The 19,985-nt window shown below is 38.6% G+C and carries 18 protein-coding genes, 1 rRNA gene and 1 pseudogene; 16 read left to right on the top strand and 4 right to left on the bottom strand.

The window, feature by feature from the left end; genetic code table 11:
• Window positions 1–6 precede the first annotated feature (6 nt).
• From V7068_RS17215 to V7068_RS17190, 6 genes are read left to right on the top strand one after another with little or no spacing between them, the layout of a single operon-like run.
• Window positions 7–1,017, top strand: a complete 1,011-nt coding sequence (locus V7068_RS17215; RefSeq protein ID WP_499713815.1) for an ABC transporter permease — start codon at window positions 7–9, stop codon at window positions 1,015–1,017.
• Entirely contained in the window at window positions 1,010–2,698 is a 1,689-nt protein-coding gene (locus tag V7068_RS17210; protein ID WP_499713803.1) for a dipeptide/oligopeptide/nickel ABC transporter permease/ATP-binding protein, read from the top strand. The genes V7068_RS17215 and V7068_RS17210 overlap by 8 nt, the downstream gene beginning before the upstream one ends.
• The gene (locus V7068_RS17205; protein ID WP_499713802.1) at window positions 2,695–3,522 is read left to right on the top strand and encodes an ABC transporter ATP-binding protein; all 828 of its coding nucleotides are present in this window, start codon (window positions 2,695–2,697) and stop codon (window positions 3,520–3,522) included. The genes V7068_RS17210 and V7068_RS17205 overlap by 4 nt, the downstream gene beginning before the upstream one ends.
• 11 nt (window positions 3,523–3,533) lie before the next feature.
• On the top strand, window positions 3,534–4,169 hold the full coding sequence (locus tag V7068_RS17200; RefSeq protein WP_499713801.1) for a phosphate starvation-inducible protein PhoH: 636 nt from the start codon (window positions 3,534–3,536) through the stop codon (window positions 4,167–4,169).
• A complete protein-coding gene (locus V7068_RS17195; RefSeq protein WP_499713800.1) occupies window positions 4,166–4,774 on the top strand; it encodes a hypothetical protein in 609 nt (202 codons plus the stop codon). The genes V7068_RS17200 and V7068_RS17195 overlap by 4 nt, the downstream gene beginning before the upstream one ends.
• A complete protein-coding gene (locus V7068_RS17190) occupies window positions 4,775–5,164 on the top strand; it encodes an ATP-binding cassette domain-containing protein (protein WP_499713799.1) in 390 nt (129 codons plus the stop codon).
• 271 nt (window positions 5,165–5,435) lie between these two features.
• Here V7068_RS17190 and V7068_RS17185 read toward each other — a convergent pair.
• Window positions 5,436–5,549, bottom strand: a pseudogene (locus tag V7068_RS17185) (IS3 family transposase); the annotation flags it as partial.
• Window positions 5,540–6,991: an alpha-amylase gene (locus tag V7068_RS17180; protein WP_499713798.1), complete on the bottom strand. Its 1,452-nt coding sequence runs from the start codon at window positions 6,989–6,991 to the stop codon at window positions 5,540–5,542. The pseudogene V7068_RS17185 and the gene V7068_RS17180, both read right to left, overlap by 10 nt.
• Window positions 6,992–7,266: 275 nt before the next feature.
• Here V7068_RS17180 and V7068_RS17175 point away from each other — a divergent pair, with 275 nt between their 5' ends.
• The 6 genes from V7068_RS17175 to rbsB are packed head-to-tail and all read left to right on the top strand — an operon-like array spanning window position 7,267 to window position 12,914.
• Complete coding sequence (locus tag V7068_RS17175; protein WP_499713797.1) at window positions 7,267–8,244, top strand: LacI family DNA-binding transcriptional regulator; 978 nt, start codon at window positions 7,267–7,269, stop codon at window positions 8,242–8,244.
• A gap of 6 nt (window positions 8,245–8,250) precedes the next feature.
• Window positions 8,251–9,135: a ribokinase gene (rbsK, locus tag V7068_RS17170; RefSeq protein WP_499713796.1), complete on the top strand. Its 885-nt coding sequence runs from the start codon at window positions 8,251–8,253 to the stop codon at window positions 9,133–9,135.
• Window positions 9,132–9,524, top strand: a complete 393-nt coding sequence (rbsD, locus tag V7068_RS17165; protein ID WP_499713795.1) for a D-ribose pyranase — start codon at window positions 9,132–9,134, stop codon at window positions 9,522–9,524. Before rbsK ends, rbsD begins: the two co-directional genes overlap by 4 nt.
• 18 nt (window positions 9,525–9,542) lie before the next feature.
• Window positions 9,543–11,024 carry a sugar ABC transporter ATP-binding protein gene (locus tag V7068_RS17160; protein WP_499713794.1) on the top strand — a complete coding sequence of 494 codons (1,482 nt, stop codon included), beginning with the start codon at window positions 9,543–9,545 and terminating at the stop codon, window positions 11,022–11,024.
• 1 nt (window position 11,025) lies between these two features.
• The gene (locus tag V7068_RS17155; protein ID WP_127762322.1) at window positions 11,026–11,979 is read left to right on the top strand and encodes an ABC transporter permease; all 954 of its coding nucleotides are present in this window, start codon (window positions 11,026–11,028) and stop codon (window positions 11,977–11,979) included.
• Window positions 11,980–11,993: 14 nt separating this feature from the next.
• Window positions 11,994–12,914: a ribose ABC transporter substrate-binding protein RbsB gene (rbsB, locus tag V7068_RS17150; RefSeq protein ID WP_499713793.1), complete on the top strand. Its 921-nt coding sequence runs from the start codon at window positions 11,994–11,996 to the stop codon at window positions 12,912–12,914.
• A gap of 146 nt (window positions 12,915–13,060) precedes the next feature.
• Here rbsB and V7068_RS17145 read toward each other — a convergent pair whose 3' ends face one another.
• Complete coding sequence (locus V7068_RS17145) at window positions 13,061–13,789, bottom strand: DUF3784 domain-containing protein (RefSeq protein ID WP_499713792.1); 729 nt, start codon at window positions 13,787–13,789, stop codon at window positions 13,061–13,063.
• Window positions 13,790–13,983: 194 nt separating this feature from the next.
• Window positions 13,984–15,366, bottom strand: coding sequence for an NADP-specific glutamate dehydrogenase (gene gdhA, locus V7068_RS17140; protein ID WP_499713791.1), 1,383 nt, complete (start codon window positions 15,364–15,366; stop codon window positions 13,984–13,986).
• Between the two features lie 164 nt (window positions 15,367–15,530).
• Here gdhA and gltC point away from each other — a divergent pair, with 164 nt between their 5' ends.
• The 4 genes from gltC to V7068_RS17120 all read left to right on the top strand — a co-directional run.
• Window positions 15,531–16,433 (top strand): glutamate biosynthesis transcriptional regulator GltC, encoded by a 903-nt coding sequence (gene gltC, locus V7068_RS17135; protein ID WP_402925454.1) that lies wholly within the window; start codon window positions 15,531–15,533, stop codon window positions 16,431–16,433.
• A gap of 674 nt (window positions 16,434–17,107) precedes the next feature.
• Window positions 17,108–18,130: a PTS sugar transporter subunit IIC gene (locus tag V7068_RS17130; RefSeq protein ID WP_499713790.1), complete on the top strand. Its 1,023-nt coding sequence runs from the start codon at window positions 17,108–17,110 to the stop codon at window positions 18,128–18,130.
• Between the two features lie 130 nt (window positions 18,131–18,260).
• Entirely contained in the window at window positions 18,261–19,454 is a 1,194-nt protein-coding gene (locus tag V7068_RS17125; protein ID WP_499713789.1) for a class I SAM-dependent rRNA methyltransferase, read from the top strand.
• A 461-nt stretch (window positions 19,455–19,915) separates the two neighbouring features.
• Window positions 19,916–19,985, top strand: a 16S ribosomal RNA gene (locus V7068_RS17120); the annotation flags it as partial.

Below are 19,985 nucleotides of genomic sequence, written 5' to 3'. Positions count from 1 at the left end.
ACCGTGATGAATGTATTCTCCTTCCCGATTGGAAAGAAACTTTTACAGTATGGACTTGTGTTGTTCGTGGCATTGACAATTAATTTCGCCATGCCACGGCTAGCACCAGGTAATCCACTTAACTATTTCTTTGGAGATAGCAGTATTAATGAATTAACGGCTGAAGAACGAGCTGCGATTATGGACGAGCTTGGGTTAGGCGGCTCGACTTGGGATCAATATGTAACGTATCTAACGAATTTATTTCACTTAGATTTAGGGAGTTCCATTAAATATGGATTACCGGTAACAGAAGTGTTAGCAGCGAGTATCCCGTGGACATTGTTATTGGTAGGCCCTGCTCTTTTATTAAGTGTCCTGATAGGAGTAGCCATCGGTGCCTTTGCAGCATGGAATCGTGGAAAGCATCGCGATGTGTTCCTCTTATCAGGGATGCTTACTGCCCAATCTATTCCGGGTTTTTGGATTGGAATGCTCTTAATTGCAGTTTTTTCTGTACAGCTTGGTTGGTTTCCTTCCTATGGAGCTGTATCTACAGTAGGAGTGGATGGAACATGGGCTTATGCTAGAGATCTTCTTAGTCATTTAGTTTTGCCTGTGATGACCATTACTGTTGTAACCATGGGCTCAAATTTTTTGTTAACACGTTCATCTATGCTCGATACGCTTGGTCAAGATTATATTTCGATGGCTGAGGTCAAAGGTGTGAAGAAGCGCAGGCTAATTTTTAATCATGCTTTACGTAATGCGTTACTGCCCGTTTACACACATTTCACGATGAGTTTAGGAACGTTGTTAGGCGGTGCTGTTGTTGTGGAAACGGTTTTTTCGTATCCGGGAATTGGACGTCTATTGTATGAAAGTGTAATTGCTCGTGATTTTCCAATGATGCAAGGTGTCTTTCTTGTCATTACATTAGGCGTTATTATCGCTAATATTATAGCGGATATAACCTATCCTCTCTTAGATCCACGTGCCCGTACAAGAAAAACAGTGGAGGATAAAGCAGATGCGTAATAGTTCAAAAAAGATTGGTTGGATTGGGGTAATTCTGTTAGCTTGTATGATTTCCTTAGCACTCTTTGGTCCATATCTCGTTCCTTTTGAAGCGGATGAAAAGTCAGGACTGCCATTTGAAGCGCCTAATGCCGAGCATTGGTTAGGAACAAATGATATGGGACAAGACATTGTAGCAGAGTTGGTAGAAGGTGCGCGTACTTCTCTTTTCATTGGAATTACAACGGCTATACTTGCCACTACCATTGGTGCGGTGATTGGAGTTCTATCTGGTTATATCGGTGGCTGGTTCGATACATTATCGATGCGGTTAGTGGATATTACGCTTACTTTGCCATTTCTTCCGCTCATGATTGTGATTGCCGTCTACTTGGGACCAGGAATTTTTACACAAATTTTTGTCATTACGCTTGTAATGTGGGCTGGTAAGGCGAGACAAATACGGGCGCAAACATTGTCACTGCGTAGTCGAGGCCCTGTATTAGCTGCCAAAACGATGGGAGCGGGAAATGTGTATATCTTTAGGAAGCATATTTTCCCTGGTGTATTTCCGATTGTTATTCCTCAATTTGTTGGGGCGATGAATGCCGCGATTATGATGGAATCGTCTTTAAGTTTTTTAGGGATGGGTGACCCTTTAACCAAAAGTTGGGGAAGTATCTTGTACTATGCGAATTCTAGAAGTGCTTTTTTAACAGAAGCATGGATGTGGTGGATTATTCCTCCAGGTATTTGTATTGTGCTAACAGTTCTTTCTTTTTCATTTATTGGCTATTACCTAGAAGAGAAAATCAATCCTCGTTTAAGTGCCTATCAGCCCGCAGCAGTACGAAAAAAAGAAAAACCATCAGGAGAAATAATCGACTCTGCCTTTTCTATTTTAGAGGTTCAAGATTTAGTGGTGAACTACTCGAAAGGTGAAGGAATGGTTAGGGCTGTGAATCATGTTGATTTGTCTGTGCGTCGAGGTGAAGTAGTTGGTCTTGTTGGCGAATCAGGTAGTGGAAAAACAACTGTCGTATCCGCGATTATGCAACAGCTTAAAGCGCCGGCTGTTGTAGAGAAAGGTTCTATTTTCTTTAATGGTCAAGATATGAGTCGTTTGTCTTCTGAGGAATTGCGCCAGCTGCGTGGGAATAAGATTGCACTTATTTCACAAGCTGCAATGAATGCGCTGAATCCAGTGATACCAATTGGAAAACAATTGGGGGAGGCTGTTCTCTCACATTATAAGGTGGATAAAAAATCGGTTCAAAGACAAGTAGATGAGATACTTGAACAAGTTGGTTTAGATGTGAAATGGGGCCGAGCTTTCCCACATGAATTAAGTGGCGGGATGCGTCAACGTGTCATCATTGCGATGGCTTTAATCAATGAGCCTGATTTGATTATTGCTGATGAACCAACAACAGGGTTGGATGTCAAAGTGCAAGTAGAAATTATTCAATTGCTTCGTGAATTACAGCAGCGCTTGAATGTATCGATGATTTTTATCTCGCATGATCTCCCAGTTGTTTTAACCTTAACCAATCGATTAGTGATTATGAAGCACGGAAATATTGTTGACCAGGGACCGTCAGTAGAATTAGCTGAAACATCGAATCATCCATATACTCGTCGTTTAATCGATTCGATACCAAGAATTCGACAAACAACTTCAGCGGTGGTGAAGCAATCATGAAGGAAGATAGTGTACAAAGGAAAGAACAAGCAACTGAATGGTTGCTTCAAGTTCGCGATTTAAAGAAAACTTATAGTCGGGGAAGTTCTAGTAGGAAAAACGAGCCGGTGTTGAAGGGAGTTTCCTTCTCCGTAGCCCCAGGAGAAATTATTGGTTTAATTGGCGCAAGCGGTGCAGGAAAAAGTACGATTGGACGGATTATCGCTGGACTCGAGAAAGCAGATAGCGGTCAAATTATGTTTCAAGGTCAAGATTTGCTTCAAATGAAAGCAAAAGAACGACGGCAGGCTGCACAATGGATTCAAATGGTTTTTCAAGATCCTTATGAATCTCTATCATCGCGTATGACGATTGAACAATTAGTGATGGAGCCATTAATGATTCAAAAAATTGCACAGGGCGATGCCGCATTGCGTAAAAAAATGGTGCGAGAAGCGCTTGCGGAAGTTTCTTTAGTACTAGAAAGCTATATGTCACGCTACCCTCATGAATTATCAGGTGGAGAGCGACAACGTGTAGGGCTGGCCCGTGCTTTCGTTTGTCAACCTAGTCTTATTATTGCAGATGAGCCGACTTCGATGTTAGATACATCCTTACGATTTGATTTATTACGATTGATGAAAGAGATGGGGAAGTGCCATCAAATTTCTTATTTATTTGTAACACATGATATTGCGCTAACACGAGGGTTTTGTGATCGTTTGATTGTACTCGACCAAGGTGAAATTGTGGAAGAAGGTAAGACAGAGGATGTGATTGATTACCCGCAGCATCCATTTACACAAAGCTTAATTGAAGCGGTGTTACAACTTGAACAGTACTAAGGAGGAAGAACATGATGAAAGACTTTATTATGTTAAATTCAGGTGCGTGTTTTGCACAAGCACGTGTTAAGGATCAAGATTATCAGGAAGATTTTATGTTTGTCGATATTTACGAGTTTCCAAAGGTAGATTTAAAGCCTTATAAATGTTTAGTCATCAACAGCTTTATTGATCAAGAATTTTTATATGAGCAGCGCCACTTAATTCGTGAATTTTTGGATGATCGAAAAGTATTGATCTTTACCGGAAATTTATTTAAGAATTGGTTGCCTGGAGGCTCGAATTTTGTGCCAAAGCAAATTAATAGTTTCCAAGATTATGTTGTATCCGTTCGTCAACCGCATCCGATTTTTGAAGGGGTACTAGAAGATGATATGACGTATAACAAAGGAGTTTCTGGCTTCTTTGCAAGAGGACATCATCCGGTTCCAGAAGGAGCAGAAGTGTTATTAACGTTGCCAGGCGGAGAGCCCATTAATTATATCGACCGTAACAGCACAAACGGGACGATTTTTGCTCATGTTGGAAATGATTTATTTGGCAAGATGAACGGGAGCCCGAAAACAACGGACCGAATTGGGCCGCAGCTTATGCAATGGGCACGAGATGAATATACAAGACTTCAAGAAGGATGTGTGCAACTATGAGAAAAATTGCTGTTTTATATGGTGGAAGCTCGCAACATCATCGTACATATAATGAGCCAAAATATAATCAATATATTGAAAAATTAATTTATCTGCCTGACTTTGAGGAAACATCGATTGATGAGTTTGACGTTCTCCTTCTTCCTTCTCAATTGCATATGGGGCTAGTGATGAAGTCTAAAGATAAAATTCATGCTTTTGCTGAAAAAGGTGGCATTGTTGTGTCATTTGGACCGCAGCCAATCGAATGGATTCCAGAGCAAAAGTGGGAAAATCGTGAAACAAATTTCTGGTGGTGGCTTGAAAAGGGAGCAAAGAGCGGGCTTGTTTTACAGCAGCCTGAGCACGACTTGTTTAAACGCTTTATTACTCTTGCTGATGCGACATGGCATCAACATGGTGTATATTGGCCGCCAGAAGGCGCTGATATCTTAGTTTCAACCGAAGATGGCGGAGCCGTTTTATATGTCGATAAAGTGAGTACAGCAGGAACGTGGGTTGTGATGACACTTGATCCAGACTTCCATTATGGTTCTTACTTTATGCCAGCAACGGAACGTTTCTTAGATGGATTCCTGCCGTGGCTTGCGGAAGGCATTGTGTAAATGATCCGCATTGAAAACTTGACGAAATGTTACGGTGAACAGACGGTATTATGTGATCTGAACCTACATATAGCGCCTGGCGAGTTTGCTTTTCTCCAAGGGCGTTCTGGTTCGGGGAAAAGTACGCTCTTAAAGCTGTTATACAGGGAGGAAGAGCAGTATAGCGGCACAATCAAAGTCGATTCAATATTGATTTCAGAGATGTCGAAGCATGAGCTTAGACGTAAGATGGGTATTATCTTTCAATCTTTTGAATTATTAGAGAGAAAAACGGTTCTTGAAAATGTGGCGCTTGCCGGAGAAATCTTTGGGAAGGGATGGGACGACATTGAGTCTGATGTATACCGCTTACTCCAAAGAGTTGGTTTGAATGGGAAGGAAAAAGCTTAAAGGAATCATGGTTAAGTCATCACCAGGAGGATGAGTTTGTAATCCAGCAATTCGTCTTTACTGAAGAGAATCAAGAACCGGTAAAAAAAGAAGAAGTAAACGATGAAAAAGGGAATGTAAGTCATGACTCAGATGAGCAAGAGAATAATTACAACCTGTATCTATTAGTAGGTGCAGTGATTCTTATTGTTGGCCTTGTCTCATTTATTTTAATAAGAAAAAGAAAACAGCATCAAAATTTGAAGTGAACCCAAAAGGTCAGACACGAATGTTAGGCAACCACTTGGGCATGATTTTTGTATTGCACTGGACTCATGCCCTTTAGTTTTACCCTAATCCGTTTGTGATTATAGTAGTAAATGTCATTCTTTAATTCTAGTTTAAAGCCCAAACAGACACGCTTTTTGCTTGAACAGGGAAGGTAGCGGATCCATCTTTTTTAATCGTAATTTTTGCAGGGTGAGCGTCTGTGAGGTCGACCCACACTTCTCCAGCACGCTGTTTACCGACAAACATGCGCTTTTCGGTAGCTTTGTCATTAGAAAGGATAACAGCACATCCAGACTTTTGAATTGAAGGCTTTCCAAATCGAACCCAGCCAATAGCATGGGGATTATCAAAATAGTCTTTTTGTTTTCCATATGCTTTTTCATAACGTGCATATAATAAAGAGTCCAGCATTTCTTGTTTGTCTTGGACTGGTACAGGGCCGCGAATGCCATAATAGTCACCGAAAAATACGCAAGGGCGGCCAGAGCGTCTTAGCAAAATAAGGGCATAGGCTAGTGGTTTAAACCAATCTAGTACCCAAGATTCAAGTGATTCATAAGGTTGGGAGTCGTGATTATCAACAAATGTAACAGCATGTGAAGGGTGTGATTGAACGAGGGTCTGATGAAAAATAGTTCGTAAGTCGAAGTCGGCGCCAGCTTTGGCGGCATCATAAAATTTATAATGAAGAGCGACATCAAATAAGTTCAATTGATAGTTTGTTTGCTTTAAATAGTGTTGAAGTGCATGAGCATCTGCTTGCCAAAACTCTCCTACGATATAAAAGCGTTTACGTGTATAAGAATGGACTGCTTGTAACCATTCATTCATAAAGTCACTATTAATATGTTTAACAGCATCTAAGCGAAAGCCATCGCATTTCAATGTATCGATGACCCACTTTGCCCATGAAATCATTTCATGACGTACTTCAAGAATATCATAATCAATATTTGCAAACATGAGATAATCATAGTTGCCTAATTCATCGACAACATTCTTACTCCATCCTTTATGTTCACCTAACAAGCGGTAAATTCCAATCTTTTTAGTTCTCTCATCGTAATCCGTTCCGTTGAAATGATTGGAATTCCACGTAAATGAAGAATACTGTTGATTTCTACCTGGGAATGTAAACTTCGTCCATCCTTCTATTTCAAATGGCTTCGATAGTTCAATCATTCGGTTTTCTGGATCCACTTCGACAACATCGAATAGTTCTGTTTCATCTGCCCCTGCTCTATGGTTCATGACGATATCAATATACACACGGATTTCCTCATGGCGGCAAACTTCAATTGCTTCAAGGAGCTCTTGCTTTGTCCCGTATTTAGTACGAACAGTGCCTTTTTGATTAAATTCCCCAAGGTCATAGCCGTCATAGATCCCGTACCCATTATCGTTTGCTGATTGCCCTTTTGAAACAGGCGGCAGCCAAACAGCGTTAATGCCAACTGCTTTTAACTGAGGTGCAGCGTGCTTTAATCTTTGCCAATGGTAGCCATCTGCTGGTACATGCCATTCAAAAAATTGCATCATGGTATGGTTTCTTTTCATTCATTTCCCTCCTTTTTATCTATTTTTGTATATTTTTGTAATTATCATACTAAATATTGTCTGACTAGTAAAAAGCGATTGTTCCCTTTTTCACACTCTTATATGAAAAATACACCATTATCTTCATATAAATAGTAGTTATGTTTTTTATCTCCTTGATAATGATCTAAGTTCACAAATAATGTATAAAAAGAGTTATTGATATCTAAAATAAATCATGCTATCTTTAAATAATGTGGAAACGGTTACACATTTTCAAGATTGAGGTGAGAGATTTGGCAACAATTCGGGATGTAGCAAAGGAAGCTGGCGTATCTGTTGCAACGGTTTCACGCGTGATAAATGGCAGTGGCTATGCTCATGAAGATACAAGAAAGGCTGTAATTGCAGCTGTTGAAAAACTGCAGTACAAACCGAATGAAGTAGCGAGGTCTTTATATAAACGAAAATCAAAACTAATCGGCTTGATTCTCCCTGATATTACAAATCCATTTTTTCCCGAAATGGCAAGGGGGATTGAAGATTGTTTACAAAAGGAAGGATATCGTCTCATTTTCGGCAATAGTGATGAAAATAGAAAAAAGGAAAGAGAGTATCTAGATACCTTTTTGCAAAACAATGTCGTTGGCTTGATTATATCGACTAATGAACAAGATCATACGATATTTGATAATTTAACAATTCCAGCTGTATTGCTTGACCGTACAGCAGGACATTTGCCGGCTGTGTATGCCGATCAACAACAAGGTGGTAGACTTGCTGCAGAGATATTACTAGCACGAGGTGCAAAAGAAATCACGATTATTAGAGGGCCTGTTGAAATTAAAACGGTCTATGAGCGATATTTATCAGCATTAAGTGTGCTGGAAGATACTGATGTGAAAGTTCATATCTTAGATTCCACACTTTCTTATCAAGGAGCAAGAAAGTGTGCTAAAGAAGTATTGGTGAAATATCCGGAGACAGATGGCATTATCGCTTGTAATGACATTGTGGCAGCAACCATTTTGCAGGAAGCTTTAGCAATGGGAAAACGCGTGCCGGAGGACATTCAAGTGATTGGCTATGATGATGTTTCATTTACAGCTTTATTACATCCTGCGTTGTCCACTATTCAACAGCCAGCCTATGAAATGGGAGCCAAGGCTGCGGAAATTTTAATTAAAAAAATTAATCAGGAAAAACTAGAAGAGATACACACCGTATTTCCTGTGTCATTTATAGAAAGAGAAACAACAAGAGAGGTGGAGTAGTCAACAATGGTGAAAATAGCAGTTGTCGGAAGTGTGGCTATAGATTTAGTTGTGACAGCAAATAAACGTCCTATCGCAGGAGAAACTGTTCTAGGTAATTCATTTAGAACAGTCCCTGGTGGAAAAGGAGCTAATCAAGCTGTTGCAGCGGCGCGTTTAGGAGCAGAGGTTAGTATGATTGCTTGTGTCGGAGATGATGTTTACGGACAATCGATTAAAAATAATTTACGAGACAACGGTATTGATATAACATATGTGGAACCGGTTACAGGCGTTGTATCGGGTACAGCTCACATTACGCTTGCAGAAGGGGACAACAGTATTATTGTCGTAAAAGGGGCAAATGATTTCGTTACTCCACAATTTGTTCAACAAGCTCAGCCAGCTATTGAACGCGCAGATATTATTTTAGTACAACAAGAGATTCCTGAGGAAACCGTTGTGTATCTAGCAGAACTTTGTACAAAGCTAGGTAAAAAATTATTGCTAAATCCAGCTCCTGCGCGTAAAATCAGTGAGGTTGTTATTGAACAAGCCGCTTATATTACACCAAATGAGCATGAATTTGTACTTTTATTTGAAGGGGAAAATCGTACTGACGTACTTAAAAAATATCCTAATAAAATTTTCATTACAGAAGGAAAGAATGGCGTTCGCTATTTTGACGGAAATGAAGAGAGGGTTATTTCTAGCTTTATCGTAGAAGCGATAGATACAACGGGAGCTGGAGATACGTTTAATGGCGCGTTTGCGGTAGCTGTTGCAGAAGGAAAGAGTTATGAAGAAAGCGTAAGATTTGCGAATCGAGCAGCTTCACTTTCCGTAACAAAGTTCGGTGCTCAAGGCGGTATGCCGACAAGAGCTGAAGTGGAAGGGAGCTTGAATGGATGAAACGTCACGGCATATTAAACAGTGCTATTGCAAAGGTTCTAGTTGATTTAGGGCATACTGATTATATCGTGATTGGCGATGCTGGATTACCTGTTCCTTCTGATGTACCGAAAATTGATTTAGCGTTAAAAGCAGGTACGCCCACTTTTCAAGAAGTAGTTCGCCTTGTACACGAAGATATGGTCGTAGAGCAAACGATTGCAGCCGAAGAGGTGAAGGAACAGAATCCTGTGCAGCATCAGTTTATCGAACAACAATTTCAAGGCAATGTGGTCTATGTGACACATGAAGAATTTAAAGAGCTGACGAAAAAGGCGAAGGTTGTTATTCGTACAGGAGAAGTAACACCTTATTCCAATTGTATCTTACAGTCTGGTGTATTTTTTTAATGAAATGAGGTGCAGAAGATGAAAATCGAGATGCGCGATATTTATAAAGCGTTTGGTCAAAATAAGGTGCTAGAAGGTGTGGACTTTAATCTGGAACCAGGTGAGGTCCATGCGCTTATGGGTGAAAATGGTGCTGGAAAATCAACCTTGATGAATATCTTAACCGGCCTTCATAAGCAAGATAAAGGAACGATTAAGATTAATGGAGTAGAGACGGTATTTAAGAACTCGCTTGAAGCTGAGCGTTCAGGATTAGCTTTCATTCGTCAAGAATTAAATATTTGGCCAGAAATGACTGTTTTAGAAAACTTATTTATTGGTCGTGAGCTTACAAATGCATTTGGTGTTTTAAAAACAAAAGAAATGCAAAAAATCGCGAGTGACATTTTTAAGACGTTAAATATTTCGCTTCCATTTGATAAAGAGGCAGGTCTTTGTTCTGTTGGGGAACAACAAATGATTGAGATTGCAAAAGCGTTGATGACGGATGCAGAAGTCATTATTATGGATGAGCCAACGGCCGCTTTGACGGATCGAGAGATTGAGAAGCTGTTTGAAATCATGAAAGAGCTTACAGCTAAAGGTGTCTCGCTTGTTTATATTTCACACAGAATGGAAGAAATCTTTGCAATCTGTGATCGGATTACCGTAATGCGCGATGGTCAAACCGTAGATACGACTCCTATTCCAGAGACAAGCTTTGAAGAAGTGGTAAAGAAAATGGTTGGCCGTGAGTTAGAAGATCGTTTCCCGCATCGTGAAGCAAAGCTAGGTGAAACGGTTTTAGAGATTAAAGGATTAAGCCGAAAAGGCGTATTTAACCATGTCGATATGTCTGTACGTCAAGGAGAAATTCTTGGTGTTGCAGGATTGATGGGAGCAGGTCGAACAGAAATTATGCGTGCTCTCTTTGGAGTGGATCAGGCCGATAGCGGTGAGGTTTTCATTGAAGGAAAGAAAGTAAGTATTCGTAAACCAATAGATGCGGTAAAACATGGACTGGCCTTTATTACGGAAAATCGTAAAGATGAAGGCCTTATTCTAGACTTTTCAGTTCGAGAAAATATAGGGTTACCGAATTTAGGAAGCTTTGCTCCAAATGGTATTGTGAAAGCAAACGAAGAAAAGCAGTTTGTGGAGATGATGGTGAAACGTCTTTCCGTAAAAACAGCTTCGCCAGAAACCATTATCGGTAATTTATCTGGAGGAAATCAGCAAAAAGTAGTTATTGCCAAATGGATTGGTACGTCTCCTAAAGTATTAATTATGGATGAGCCAACAAGAGGGATTGATGTAGGTGCGAAACGGGAAATTTATGAACTGATGAATGAACTTACAGAGCGTGGCTTAGCGATTATTATGGTTTCTTCCGAGCTTCCAGAGGTTCTTGGAATGAGTGATCGAATCTTGGTTATTCATGAAGGGAAAATTGCTGGTGAATTAGCTAGACAAGAAGCAACACAAGAAAAAATTATGGCATTAGCGACAGGAGGGAACTAGGTTGAGTACACAAGGAAAACTAAATGATGGTAATACATCGATTTGGCAAAAGTTTGGACCGCTATTCGCATTGCTGCTTTTATTTGTTGTCATCGCAGCGTTAAATCCATCCTTTTTGGAACCTTTAAATATTATGAACTTATTGCGTCAAACATCGATTAATGCACTCATTGCATTTGGGATGACCTTTATTATTTTAACAGGTGGGATTGATTTATCTGTAGGTTCTATTTTAGCCTTATCTAGTGCATTAATGGCGGGTATGATGGTGTCTGGGATGGACCCAATTTTAGCTATATTAGTTGGGGTCTTACTGGGTACACTAATGGGTGTATTAAATGGATTGCTTATTACAAAAGGAAAGATGGCACCATTTATTGCAACCCTTGCAACGATGACTATTTACCGTGGTTTGACACTCGTTTATACAGAAGGTAAGCCCGTTACAGGATTAGGGGATTCAGAGTTATTCCATATGCTTGGTCGAGGGTACTTCTTTGGAATACCTGTTCCGGTAGTCATTATGATTATTGCCTTTTTCGTATTATGGTTCCTGCTTCATAAAATGTCTTTCGGAAGAAAAACATATGCAATTGGTGGGAATGAGAAAGCGGCACGAATTTCTGGTATTAAAGTAGACCGTGTCAAAATTATGATTTACGGGATTGCTGGAACAATGGCCGCGTTGGCAGGAGCAATCTTAACATCTCGTTTAAATTCTGCACAACCTACAGCTGGTCAAGCATATGAAATGGATGCGATTGCTGCGGTTGTATTAGGCGGTACAAGCTTAAATGGCGGGAAAGGTCGCTTATTCGGTACATTAATTGGTGTGCTAATTATCGGTACACTGAATAATGGTCTAAACCTGTTAGGTGTCTCATCTTTCTATCAACAAGTGGTGAAAGGTGTAGTTATCATAGTTGCGGTCTTATTAGATCGTAAAAAATCTTAAAAGAGGTGCATACAATGAAGAAGTTATTCTCAATTTTGATGGTTCTTTCACTCATGGTTTTAGCAGCTTGCTCATCTGAGTCTAATCTAGAGAACAACAAGGCTGAGCCAAAAGAATCAATGGAAGATGTAACTGTGGGTGTAAGTATTTCAACATTAAATAACCCATTCTTTGTCTCATTAAAAGAGGGGATTGAAGCAAAAGCAAAAGAAAAAGGAATGAAAGTTTCTGTTGTTGATGCTCAAGATGATACAGCAAAACAAGTTAGTGGAATTGAAGATTTAATTCTGAAAAAAGTAGACCTTTTAATTATCAATCCTACAGATTCAGCTGCGATTTCTTCAGCTGTTCAATCAGCTAATGATGCAGGAATCCCGGTTATTACAGTTGACCGTTCTGCAGATGAAGGAGAAGTTGTAACATTTATCGCTTCTGACAACGTAGCTGGTGGAGAACAAGCGGCTAAATATATGGTAGAACAACTTGGTGAAAACGCAAAAGTAGTTGAATTAGAAGGTGTATCAGGTGCTTCTGCTACTCGTGAACGCGGTGAAGGTTTCCATAATATTGCGGATAAGCAACTGGATGTTTTATCAAGCCAAACAGCTGAATTTGACCGTACAAAAGGTCTTAATGTAATGGAAAATATGCTTCAAGGAAATAAAGATATTCAAGGTGTATTTGCTCATAATGATGAAATGGCTTTAGGTGCAATCGAAGCAATTAAAGCAACAGGTAAAGATATTCTTGTTGTTGGTTTCGATGGCAATGAAGATGCACTAAAAGCTGTTGAAGCAGGAGACTTATCAGCAACCGTTGCGCAACAACCTGCTTTAATCGGTGAAGAAGCAATCACAGCTGCTGAAAAAATCCTTAAAGGCGAAAAAGTAGAAGAAACAATTTCTGTACCATTGAAATTGGTAACAAAAGAATAAAACAGTAAAAAGCAGGCTTTCTTAAAGTTCGTTCTTTAAGGAAGCCTGCTTTTTTGGGGGCTTTATTATATGAAGCTGTTGATTGAACAAAGCCTTTTTGAAAGAGTTTTATTAAGAAATATAGCTAATAAAATAGATAGGTGGATTTATTTATATGTAACTGACTGTAGCTGTTTATACCAGGTTTTGGTTTCTCGTGCATTCTCGCCATTAATGAAGATGTTCTTTCCATTGACTTCTATGTGTAGAACTTGAGTGGATCCATCTTTATGAATAAACAGTATACTGCGGTTATAGCCCTCTACTTTAAAAGAGCCCTTTGCAACTCGTTCGGTGCCAAAGCCATTTAACTTTGATGTAACTGTAGGCATTTCATTTAGTAAATTCACTTCTGTGATGTCTGAGTAAGACCACTCATCCCCAGACATACCGGTAATCTCAAATGATGTCTTTTTTAAAATGAATTCACTCTTTTTTTCTCCAATAAGAAAAAGGGTGATAACGAACCCTACTATAATGACAAAGAGGATAGAATAAATAATATAGCTTCGCTTACGCTTTGCTGGCAGCTCATATTTCGATAGATAAATGCTGCCGCTTAATGTGAAAATAAGGAGAAAGCCAAATTGAACTTCGAATGCATAAGGGAAAGATGTAAAGGATAAAGGCAGTAAAATGAGCAAGCCCATTCCAGTTAGCAGAAGCCAAGAGCCTGTTTTTTGAGGATAGCCATTTTGAATCAGCTGTTGTTGTTCTGTATCTGAGCGATTGCTAAAGCCGGATATTAACCAATATGCTTTTTTGTGTCGAATACTCCAGCCAAGCAGCAACAATAAGAAAGCTACCCCTAAGTGTACAATCATAAGCCCTGACATGATAGAGCACCTCCTTTTATGTTTATTTTACCTATATTACCATTCGTTTCATAAAATGTTGCATATAAAAGATTCCGGTCAGCTTATAAAAGGCTTTTAGCTTGTTTCATGTGAAACAACGTTTTATAAATAGATCAAGATCAATAAAAAAACTGCCGAGAAAATCTCGACAGTCTTAACTAAGTTATATGAAATTAAACAAGCCCTTGGAACATCATAGCGTCTGCTACTTTAAGGAATCCAGCGATGTTAGCACCTACTACTAGGTTACCAGGTTGGCCGTATTCTTCAGCTGCTTCAACGCTGTTTTTATAGATATTTTCCATGATTGCGTGTAGTTTTGCATCAACTTCTTCAAAGCTCCAAGCAATTCTTGCACTGTTTTGAGCCATTTCAAGAGCAGAAACTGCAACACCGCCAGCGTTAGCTGCTTTTGCTGGTCCGAAAAGGATTCCGTTATTTAAGAAGACATCGATTGCTTCAAGTGTTGAAGGCATATTTGCACCTTCACCAACAGCTTTTACTTTATTTTTAACAAGTAATTTTGCCGATTCTTCATCAATCTCGTTTTGAGTTGCACATGGAAGAGCGATATCACAAGGGATAGACCAAATACCTGTGCTTCCTTCATAATATTCTGCTTCAGGATGAGCATCTACATATTCGCTTAAACGTTTTCTTTCTACTTCTTTTAAGCGTTTTACTGTATCAAGGTTGATTCCGTTTTTATCGTAAACGTAACCGTTTGAATCACTACATGCAACTACTTTTGCACCTAGTTGAGTTGCTTTTTCGATTGCGTAGATTGACACGTTACCTGATCCAGATACAACAACTGTGCTGCCGTGGAATTGTAAGCCTTTATCTTTTAACATTTCTTGCATAAAGTAAACTGTACCATATCCAGTTGCTTCTGTACGAGCTAAGCTTCCACCGAAACCAAGACCTTTACCTGTTAAAACACCAGCTTCATAAGCACCGCGCATTTTTTTGTATTGTCCGAACATATAGCCGATTTCGCGACCGCCAACACCGATATCACCTGCAGGTACGTCTGTATCTTGACCAATGTGACGACCTAGTTCAGACATGAAGCTTTGACAAAAACGCATGATTTCTGCATCTGATTTACCTTTAGGATCGAAGTCAGATCCACCTTTACCGCCGCCGATTGGCTGTCCAGTTAATGAGTTTTTGAAAATTTGCTCAAATCCTAAGAATTTGATAATACTTGCATTAACGGATGGGTGGAAACGTAATCCACCTTTGTAAGGTCCGATTGCGCTGTTGAATTGTACACGGAAACCACGGTTTACATGTACTTTACCTTGATCATCTGTCCATGGAACACGGAAAGTAATCATGCGTTCTGGCTCAACGATACGCTCTAGAATACCAGCTTCCATATATTTAGGTTGTTTAGCGAAAACAGGAATTAATGAAAGGAAAATTTCTTTAACAGCTTGGTGAAATTCACTTTCATTTGGATTTCTGTCTTTTACTTGTTGGTATACAGTGCTTACATAATCTTTAGCAATTTGAAGTTCTTGTTGGTTTGTCTCTTGGATAGTTGCCATTTTGTCCGTCTCCCCTTAATTTAATAATTTGGTTATTATATAATGTAAACAAAAGTTATTAATTTAATGTTTTCGATATATGTATCGTATCGTGTAGAATTAATAATAACAATCTGAATATTAGATAAATAAAATGCCGTTTTAAGATGAAAGAGGTTACATATATGGAACTAAGACAGATTGAATACTTCATAGAAGTAGCAAAACGAGAACATATGACGGAAGCAGCAGCAGCTTTACATGTTGCCCAATCTGCTGTGAGTCGACAAATATTTAATTTAGAAGCTGAATTAGGTGTGCATTTATTTTTCCGTGAAGGTCGTACAATTAAACTTACACCAATTGGTAAAACATTCTTAAATCATATGCAACAAGTCGTTGGCGTTATTAATGAGGCAAAAAGGGAATTAGCGGAAAGTCTTGATCCAGAAAAAGGGACTGTTCGAATTGGTTTCCCCAGTAGTTTAGCTGCGAATGTACTGCCTAATGTAATTTCTGCCTTTCGAAAGCAATATCCAAATGTTCGTTTTAAATTAAAGCAAGGTGCGTATGTTCACTTAATTGATTCGGTCATTAAAGGTGATATAAGTATGGCGTTACTTGGGCCAACACCACCGAGTGATAAAAAAATTGAAAGTGAAATATTTTTCACAGAAGAACTGGTGGCGCTTGTTTCAGAAAATCATCCTTTAGCTCAGAAATCATCTTTAAAATTAAGTGAACTTCAAAATGATTCTTTTGTATTGTACCCAATGGGATTTATTTTAAGAGACGTGGTGATTGATGCTTGTCGTCAGCACGGGTTTGAACCAAACGTTGCCTTTGAAGGAGAAGATACTGATGCAATTAAAGGTTTAGTAGCAGCAGGACTTGGTGTAACGTTAATTCCAGAAATTACACTAGTGGATAGTTTGCCGCGCTCAACGGTAAAATTACGAATTAAAGATCCTCAAGTAAGGCGCTCTGTAGGTGTGATTATTCCAACTGATCGAAGTTTGATGCCTACGGAACAACTTTTTTATGATTTTATGAGGGACTTCTTTAATCAATTACAAGGGTTTCAATAATATTAGGGGAGAATTCATCTTAGATGGATTCTTTTTTTAATTGGTTGTCTTAGACAATATTGTTGATAAAACGATTGGGGTCTCCCGCGTTTTATGACACCAGAGCGAGCAGGAGCCAAAAATCAACAGTTTTCTATAACAAAGCCTTTTAATTAAAAGTGACTTTTCTTTTTTAGGGATGGATTAGAGAATTGTTCTATAAAGATAATATTGAAAAAAGTTAGTGCTTTTCCTGTATTATATTGGAGTAATTTTTGAGGAGAATTAATAATTATATCGAAATATATAGACGAGTAATTGTCAAGTGCAGGATTTTTTGTAAAATGTTTATAAATTAACGGTTTAATAGTTGTTATGTAAGCGTTTTTATTTTATCAGAATAGAATTTGTTATTTACATTTTCAGAATATTAATGCTATTATAACAACAGACATTATAGAAGGGGAACATTTCGATGAGTAATCATACACATACAGCTACTAATATTATTATTCTCTTATTATGTTAAAAGGACTGAAACAACCATAACATGGAATTGTTTGAGTCCCGCCTGTTATTATTTTACGAAGGCGCTCAAGCAGTAATAAGTGAAAGAGAGCGCTCATCCAAAAGGACGGGTTTTTATTTGATTATATAGGTTTGAAAATTCAGAAAATTCTGGGAGTTGGAATAAGATGAAAGAACGAGGATATGTTAGTGATCGAATGTATAAAGCTTCGACAGGAATTGCGAATGCTGTATTGGTCACGTTAGGAATTGGTTTATTATTCGAATCATTTGGTAAGTATTTAGGATGGGATGTCTTTTTGGCAATCGGTGGCGCAGCGAAAGTTCTATTAGGGCCAGCTATCGGTGCTGGAGTTGCCTATCAGTTAGGCGGTAACTCATTAGTAATCTTTAGTGCAATGGCTTCTAGTGCGGTCGGTGGCGCGGCGATTCAGCGAACAGCTGAGGGTGCTTTTACGATTGTCACAGGACAACCAATTAGTGCGGTCATCGCAGCATTAATTGCAACGTATATTGGGAAACGTTTAGAGGGTAAAACAATCCTTGATATTATGGCAATTCCATTTGCAGCTGTGTTAGTTGGCGGAGTATCCGGTTATTATTTAGCGTTAGTTGTAACACCGCTTTTAAACTGGTTAAGTAGTCAAATTACAATGGGGGTTGAAGGTTCACCGTTAATCGGTTCAATGGTTATTTCTCTTGTATGGAGTATTCTTTTAATGACCCCCGCATCCTCTGCTGCGCTAGCGATTGCTTTGCAGATGGATCCAGTATCAAGTGCAGCAGCGTTAATTGGATGTACAGTACAATTTGTAGGCTTTACAGCTATGTCTTTAAGAGATAATGATTTAGGCGGTTTCTTAGCTCAATCAGTCGTTACACCGAAAGTTCAGTTTCCGAATTTAATTCAAAATCCACTTTATGTGATTCCGACGTTTATTGCTGCAATCGTTTGTGCACCAATTGCCACGATGTTATTTGATTTTCAAGTATCGTATGAATTAGCTGGCATGGGATTAAGCTCATTGATTGCACCGATTGCGATTGTCACAACACAAGGATTAACAACATTTTTAATTTACGTAGCAGTTGGTATGGTATTGCCTATTATCATTACACTTTCTATTCATCGTTTATTAAAAATGATGGGGAAAGTAAAAGCGGGAGAATTACATTTAGAAGTACGATAGAATAGAAAAGAATAAAAGCAGCTTGATGGAAAACATCAAGCTGCTTTTATTCTATTATGAAGGTTTTTGTTCATTTTAGGGTAGAATGGGAAGGGACATAAACCGAGAAATTAGAGAAGAGATGGAATCAATGAATGTAGAGATGCAGATTCAAGTAAAAGCAAAATTTGTTCCTAAGTATGAAAAAGGGTATCCGTTGATTATGAAGGAGTCTATCTTAAATAGTCAGGATCTTCAAGATGAAGGGACCATTATTAGGTTGGTGGATGAGCGTAATCATTTTATTGCCAGAGGATACTTTGGGAAGCAAAATAAAGGATATGGCTGGCTGCTAACGCGAAGCGAACATGAAAGTATCAATACCGAATTTTTTGTGAAAAAAATTCGTAAAGCCTTTCAGAACCGTCAAGCTTTCTTTGAAAATCCTGAAACGACTGCCTTTCGTTTCTTTAATGGAGAGGGAGATGGCATCGGCGGCATAATTATTGATTATTATGACGGTCACTATGTAATTAACTGGTATAGCAAAGGGATTTATACATTTAAAGAGTATGTGATTAATGCGTTACAACAAGTTGTTAAAGTGAAGTCAATTTATGAGAAAAAGCGCTTTGATACGAAAGGGCAGTACGTGGAAGATGATGATTTTGTTCTAGGTGAGCAGCCGGAATTTCCATTACTTGTGAAAGAAAATGGTGTTCAATTTGCTGTCTATTTGAATGACGGAGCGATGGTGGGGGTTTTCCTTGATCAACGGGATGTACGTCGTACGATTCGTGATCAATATGCAAAGGGAAAGCATGTGCTCAATATGTTCTCTTATACAGGGGCCTTTTCTGTATTTGCTGCACTAGGCGGAGCGACAAGAACGACAAGTGTGGATTTGGCCAATCGTAGTTTACCAAAAACGGAGGAGCAATTTCGTGTAAACGGTATTGACCCTGAAAAACACAATATTGTTGTAATGGATGTATTTCATTATTTTAAATATGCAATAAAAAAGAATTTAAGATTCGATATGGTCATTCTTGATCCACCAAGCTTTGCAAAATCAAAGAAATTTACGTTTAGTGCAGCGAAGGATTATCAAAATTTATTAAAAGAAACGATTCAAATTACTGAAGATCATGGAATAATTGTAGCTTCGACCAATTGCAGTACATTTGATATGAAGAAATTTAAGCAATTCATTGATGGAGCTTTTCGTGAGAGTAATGAAAGGTATAGAATACTTGAACAGTTTTCCTTACCAGAGGATTTTAAAACAATTTCCGAATTTAAAGAAGGCGACTATTTGAAGGTAGTGTTTATTCAAAAAGGGTGAAAAAAGACATACATGCCGATATAGGGGGCATGTATGTCTTTTTATATATGTTGAGAGTTAAATTGGGGATATTCTTATAGAAGGTAAATGGTATGAGCCAGTTTATTTTTCGTTGTGAACTTCGATTAATTTATTGAAGAAGTAACAATAATATAGATGCAATGAAAAAGTGCTTCGACCAATTGTATAAGCTTTATATCTTTCTTTAATAAAGGTAAGTTTATTTTTTGAAAAAAGATGTTGACTTTATTATGCGAGGAGAGTATTATAAAGAAGTCGCCAAGAGAGAAGGCGATTTAATAAACCAGAAAAACTTCGTAGAAGTTGACAACTATTCATTCTTATGTTAAGATGAAAAAGTTGAAAGATTGCTCTTTGAAAACTGAACAAAACAAAGCGCCAACGTTAATTTTTGAAGTGAGCACACACTATAAAAAAGTGCAACATGAGCAAGTCAAATTCTATCGGAGAGTTTGATCCTGGCTCAGGACGAACGCTGGCGGCGTGCCTAATACATGCAAGTCGAGCGAA

It is taken from the genome of Bacillus sp. JJ634 (assembly GCF_036962285.1).
GTDB classification, from domain to species: domain Bacteria; phylum Bacillota; class Bacilli; order Bacillales; family DSM-1321; genus Peribacillus; species Peribacillus asahii_A.
This window is presented reverse-complemented; position numbering and strand designations above follow the sequence as displayed.

Bases quoted from the DNA above. Each gene is read 5' to 3' on its own strand.
- V7068_RS17200 (WP_499713801.1), top strand. From the start codon at position 3,534: ATGATGAAAGACTTTATTATGTTAAATTCAGGTGCGTGTTTTGCACAA.
- V7068_RS17130 (WP_499713790.1), top strand. From the start codon at position 17,108: ATGAAAGAACGAGGATATGTTAGTGATCGAATGTATAAAGCTTCGACA.
- rbsD (WP_499713795.1), top strand. From the start codon at position 9,132: ATGAAACGTCACGGCATATTAAACAGTGCTATTGCAAAGGTTCTAGTT.
- V7068_RS17160 (WP_499713794.1), top strand. From the start codon at position 9,543: ATGAAAATCGAGATGCGCGATATTTATAAAGCGTTTGGTCAAAATAAG.
- V7068_RS17125 (WP_499713789.1), top strand. From the start codon at position 18,261: ATGAATGTAGAGATGCAGATTCAAGTAAAAGCAAAATTTGTTCCTAAG.
- V7068_RS17190 (WP_499713799.1), top strand. From the start codon at position 4,775: ATGATCCGCATTGAAAACTTGACGAAATGTTACGGTGAACAGACGGTA.
- V7068_RS17215 (WP_499713815.1), top strand. From the start codon at position 7: ATGAATGTATTCTCCTTCCCGATTGGAAAGAAACTTTTACAGTATGGA.
- V7068_RS17195 (WP_499713800.1), top strand. From the start codon at position 4,166: ATGAGAAAAATTGCTGTTTTATATGGTGGAAGCTCGCAACATCATCGT.
- gltC (WP_402925454.1), top strand. From the start codon at position 15,531: ATGGAACTAAGACAGATTGAATACTTCATAGAAGTAGCAAAACGAGAA.
- rbsK (WP_499713796.1), top strand. From the start codon at position 8,251: ATGGTGAAAATAGCAGTTGTCGGAAGTGTGGCTATAGATTTAGTTGTG.
- V7068_RS17210 (WP_499713803.1), top strand. From the start codon at position 1,010: ATGCGTAATAGTTCAAAAAAGATTGGTTGGATTGGGGTAATTCTGTTA.
- V7068_RS17205 (WP_499713802.1), top strand. From the start codon at position 2,695: ATGAAGGAAGATAGTGTACAAAGGAAAGAACAAGCAACTGAATGGTTG.
- V7068_RS17180 (WP_499713798.1), bottom strand. From the start codon at position 6,991: ATGAAAAGAAACCATACCATGATGCAATTTTTTGAATGGCATGTACCA.
- rbsB (WP_499713793.1), top strand. From the start codon at position 11,994: ATGAAGAAGTTATTCTCAATTTTGATGGTTCTTTCACTCATGGTTTTA.
- V7068_RS17145 (WP_499713792.1), bottom strand. From the start codon at position 13,789: ATGTCAGGGCTTATGATTGTACACTTAGGGGTAGCTTTCTTATTGTTG.
- gdhA (WP_499713791.1), bottom strand. From the start codon at position 15,366: ATGGCAACTATCCAAGAGACAAACCAACAAGAACTTCAAATTGCTAAA.